Annotated in this window: 3 protein-coding genes; all 3 read right to left on the reverse strand. The window is 73.2% G+C overall.

Features of this window, described 5'->3' with window-relative positions; translation table 11 throughout:
- On the reverse strand, window positions 1-632 hold a 632-nt coding region (locus ABZ646_RS40010; protein WP_360530701.1), incomplete at its 3' end, for a MurR/RpiR family transcriptional regulator.
- Between the two features lie 131 nt (window positions 633-763).
- On the reverse strand, window positions 764-2506 hold the full coding sequence (locus ABZ646_RS40015; RefSeq protein WP_360530704.1) for a phospholipid carrier-dependent glycosyltransferase: 1743 nt from the start codon (window positions 2504-2506) through the stop codon (window positions 764-766).
- Window positions 2507-2543: 37 nt separating this feature from the next.
- Window positions 2544-4475, reverse strand: coding sequence for a phosphatase PAP2 family protein (locus ABZ646_RS40020; RefSeq protein ID WP_360530707.1), 1932 nt, complete (start codon window positions 4473-4475; stop codon window positions 2544-2546).
- Window positions 4476-4876: the final 401 nt, after the last annotated feature.

Here is a 4876-nt window from a genome sequence, read left to right on the forward strand (position 1 = left end):
CCGAACGCCAGCATCCAGGTGCCGCCCGCCTCGCGCGACTGCAACAGCGCGTCGTAGGCCACGCTGCCGCCCCTGGTCACCAGCCGTACGTCGGGATGGATACGGCGGGCGGCGTAGGCGAAGTACTCCGCCAGGGAGGCGGAGATGCGCAGGCCGAGCACGGTCAGCGGGGACGACCGGGACAGCTCACGGCCGATCCAGATCACCCGGTCCGGGTCGGCGAAGTCCCGGCGCAGGTTCTCCAGGTTCTCGATCTCGGCGTCCACGGCCGCCTGGAGTTCGTTGCTGCGGTGCTCGGTGGCGGGCCCGGTCCCGCCCGCCAGGGTGCGCAGCGCGATCGACTGGAGCCGCTCGCGCAGCGCGGGGTAGCCGTTGAAGCCGACCGCGCCCGCGAACCGCGTCACCGAGGGCTGACTGACCCCGGCCCGCTCGGCGAGGTCGGTGATCGACAGGAAGGCCGCCTCGGTGATGTGGTCGATCAGGTACTGGGCGATGCGCCGCTGCCCCGGGGAGAGCCGGGGGCCGTCGAAGAGTTCCCGGAGCTGGGACGTGGGTGCGGCCTCCGCCTCCGGCACGGTCTTGCCCGACGTGATCGCGGATGCCTGTGCGCGTGCCTGCTGCGGCGATGGCACCGAAGCGCCTCCTTTGTCTCCCACGAGGATTCAACATAGCTCACGGCCCGTGGTGACCAGGGGTTGTGCGCCGTCGCGAACCGTCCCGGCGGCCGAGCGCATCCGGGGGCGCCCGGCACCGGGAGCGGCGCTCACCGCCGGTAGACGGTGATGGAGTGGCCGACCTCGTCGACCGCCCGGCTGCTGTGGATCAACTCGGCCAGCCGGCCCCGTGCCTTGGCGACCCACGAGTCCGAGACGACCAGCAGCCCGTGCACCTCGCCGGGCGGCACCTTGCGGGGATCGGCGGCGTGGATGCCGTAGTACGCCGGGTCTCCGCTGCCCTTGTAGACCAGCCAGACGCGCTGTCCCGGATAGCGTTCCCGCAGCCGGTCGGCGAGCCTGCCCAGGTCCTGGCCCCAGTCCACGTTCGAGTCGTGCAGCCGCAGATGCGTCTTGGTGGGGCCGCCGAACGCCTCGTTGGAGTAGGGCAGGTAGAACGGGAACGTCCGCAGCGAACTGACCGCGACGAACAGCACCAGCGCCCCGGCCGCCGGCCGTGACCAGCGCCACCGCACCGCGAGCACCGAGGCTCCGGCCACCGCCAGGAACATCGGCATGAACAGCGCGTACCGCGTCCCGAAGTCCCGCGACCCGGTCATCGCCGAGGCCAGCAGCACGGCCGGCGGCAACAGCAGGTACGGCGCGGCCGGCCGCAGCCGCCGTACCGCCACCATCGCGACGGCACCGGCCGCCCACAGCGCCAGCATGCCGAGCGGGGTCTTCACCAGCAGGGCGGCCGGCAGGTAGTACCAGCGGGAGCCGGTGTACAGGTGCCCGAAGAGGTAGCCCTGCCAGGGCAGGTCCTCCAGGGCGAACTGGACCCGCATGCCGGCCCGGTAGGCCTCCGGGAAGGGCATCAGGTCCACCAGGGCGCCGCGCAGCCCGTGCACCGCCGGCACGGGCGCGGCGGGCAGGAAACGCAGCCGGGGGTCGACCGCCAGATAGGAGAGCCACACCACGGCGACCGCCGTGACCGCCGTGACCGCCGCGGCCGTCACGGCGCGCCGCGCACGGCCGCGGCGCGGGCCCCACACCGAGAACACCGCCAGCGCCGCCAGTACGGGGACCGCGGGCAGCGCGCTCATCTTCGTCGCCAGCGCGGCGCCCAGCGAGGCCCCGGCGAGCGGCAGGTACAGCCGGGGCCGGTGTCTCGCCCGCCACACCAGCCAGGCCGACGTCAGCACGAACCCCGCCGCGGGCACGTCCAGGGTGGCCAGCGAGCCCTGGGCGATCAGGTCGGGGGAGAAGCAGTACAGCGCGAGGGCCAGCAGTCCGGCCGCGGTACCGAGGAGCTCACGGGCGAAGGCGAGGACCACGAGACCGAACAGCAGCGTCAGCGCGATCATGGGCAACCGGGCCCAGAGCATCACCCGCCAGGGGTCGTTGCCCGACGCGTACAGCAGGTGCCGTCCCACCTGCCCCTGGTCGCCCCGGTAGGCGGGGTCGTAGTGCGGGTCGGCGACCGCGATGCCGGCCATGATGACGAGCTTGCCGAGCGGCGGGTGCTCCGGGTTGTAGCGCAGCCGGTGCTCGTGCAGGTAGTCGGTCGCGGTGGCCACGTAGACCGGCTCGTCGACGGTGGGCGTCTGCTGGACCGCGGTGGTCACCATCGCCGCCGCCATCTGGGCGAGCAGCAGCACCGCCAGGACCGGCACCAGCAGGCGGCGGCGGGCGCGCAGGGCGGCGGTGAGCCGGGCCGCCGCGGTGGGTCGCGGGCCGGGCCCGGGGTCTACGGGGAGGTCGGTGTCGAGCACCGACTGCTGTTCGCTTGCCATCATCCGCCCCGCGGGGACACCGGGCCCGCGGTGACGGGAGCGATCACGGGCCGTCATGGCCCCTACTGTCGCACCGCTCCCGCCACCGGGCGCGTCACCGCTTCACGAGTCGTACCGACAGACCGTCCGCCGTGTACACGGGTACGGCCCGCAGCGTGCCGGAGTTCAGCTCCACCTCGTCGAACTGACCGCGCAGTCGCGGTGCGTCGATCACCGCGAGGGTGCTGCCCGCGGCCGGCGGCCGCTCGGTGCCGAGGTTCAGGGTGAGGGTGGCGCCCCGGCCCAGGACCGCCAGGTGCTTCACCGTCAGCGGCGCCTTGCAGCCCCGGCCCACGGTGACCTCCAGGGCGCCCGCGTCCTGGGTGTACGCACCGCGCACGAACACCCGCCCAGTCACCCGCAGGGTGCCCCCCGAGACCCGGACGTCGCCGTGGCCCAGCGCGTCGTCCGAACCGGCGACCAGGGTGCCCGCCGCCAGCACGGTGCCGCCCGTGTAGCGGTTGCGGCCGGTCAGCGTCAGCGTGCCGGTGCCCTGCTTGGTCAGTCCGCCCCGGCCGTCGATGTCGTTGCGCCAGCTGTCGGCCGCCGCGAAGCCGCCCGCCGCCGCGTCCAGGGCGACCGTGACGTCGGAGTCGAAGGCGCCGTAGCCGTCCGCCGCCGCGAACAGGTCGAGGCGGCCCCACTGCTCCGGGCCGTCGAGGAGCACGTACCCGGAGGGCAGGCCGGTGGTGCGCAGCACCTCCCGGCGCTGGTCGGCGGAGAGGTACGGCTGGCGGGTCTCCAGGAGCACCTCGGCGCCCTTGGGCACGGTGAGCGGCAGGTCGCGGCCCTGCCGCTGCAGGACGTACGTCAGCCGCGGCGTGTGGGCGCGCTCGTTGGCCTCGCGGTCGGCGTACGGGTCGGTGGCGGTGCCGGCCGAGTGGGCGTAGGCGTACAGGGTGTCGGCGGTGCTGCCCGTCTGCGCCTCGAAGTAGGCGAGGGCCTGGGCGCGGGCCGCCTTCTTGAGGTCGGCGTTGGCCGGGTCGGCGAGGGTGGCGGCGGCCAGCGCGGTGGCCATGATCCGGCCGCCGATCACGTCGACCGTGTTGTGCATACCGGCCACGATGCGGGTGTCGCTCAGTTCCAGGGCGCGGGTGACCAGCTCCTGGAAGCGCTCCGGCACCGCGTACGCGTAGGCCAGTCCGGCGAGGTGGAAGGCGTTGGTGTGCCCCGAGGGGAAACCGCCGTCGTCGGTGGGGGAGGTGCTGCGCTGGCGCAGCAGCTGCGGGGCGACGACCACGTCCGACTCGTAGACCGGGTAGCCGAAGGCGTCGGTCTTCCCGGTGTCGACGACCTCGCTGTCCTCGTTCATCCGCCAGGGGCGCGGGTACTGGTAGGCGTACTTGGACGGGTTCCCGGAGGCGTAGGTGCCGCGCACCGTGTCGACCAGTTCGGCCACCTTGCCGAGCGCCGAGTCGTGCGAACCCGCGCCGAGCGCCGAGCCCGCCGGGGCGCCCGCCGGGACGGCGTCGTTGATCGTGGTGGCGGGCGTGGTGTCGGGCGCGCTGGTGATCGAGGTGACCGCGAGGGCACCGGCCTTGTAGAGGTCGGCGAGCGGGCCGAGGCCGGCGATCATCGCGTAGCTCTGGTGCTGGCGGTCGTAGAGGAACGCCTTCTTCGCCTCGGCGTCGGTGCGCCGGGTGGTGACGCGGGCGCAGTAGCGCATGTTGGCGCGCAGGATGTCGGCCCGCAGCACGCTGCCGGTGTTCCAGGCGGAACCCGTCTTCCATATCCGTGCGAAGCCGCCGAGGATGCGGACCACCGCGTTGGTGTCGGCGGTGAGGTTGGCAGGGATGTTCGTCTTGTAGTCGTCGACGAACGCGAGGGTGGTCGCGGCCTTGGCGTCGGCGGCGGCGAGCCAGCTGACGAGGGTCGGGGCGGCCACCATGCCCGCCGACGCGCCGAGCGAGGTCTTCAGGAATCCCCGTCGGCCGACGGCGAGTCCACGGGCCGGAGAGGTGGAGTGGTGCCCGGCAGTTGACGGCATGGAGGTGCCTCTCTTGAGTTCTACTGGGAGTTCACTGCGGATCGGTGCGTTCGACGCGGGTGCGCGTGCGGGTTCGCGTGGGAGAAAGCGGGGAACGAGCGAAGTTCTAGGACCGGCCGGTGTCCCGGCGGTCATGGTCCGACGACCGCCACGTGGCCCGGAGTTGAACGGCAGTGCGGTGGTTCACCAGAGGCAGTGCCGGGACCTGCGCGTTCGCAGCGTCGAACAGTCCGTGGTCCGCGCGAGCAATCCGCACGGGCCGCGGACGCCGTCCTCACAGGACCGAACGCGCGAGGACCACCGCGCCCGCCACGGGCGGGCTGCGCAGCGAACCTTCGGTACGCGGTCGGTTCCCCTCCTCCGAAGCCGACACCGAGGCACCCGGCAGCATCGAGTTCGAC

The sequence above is a fragment of the Streptomyces sp. NPDC007162 genome (assembly GCF_040634175.1).
Taxonomy (GTDB): Bacteria; Actinomycetota; Actinomycetes; order Streptomycetales; family Streptomycetaceae; genus Streptomyces.

Bases quoted from the DNA above. Each gene is read 5' to 3' on its own strand.
- ABZ646_RS40015 (WP_360530704.1), bottom strand. From the start codon at position 2,506: ATGACGGCCCGTGATCGCTCCCGTCACCGCGGGCCCGGTGTCCCCGCG.
- ABZ646_RS40020 (WP_360530707.1), bottom strand. From the start codon at position 4,475: ATGCCGTCAACTGCCGGGCACCACTCCACCTCTCCGGCCCGTGGACTC.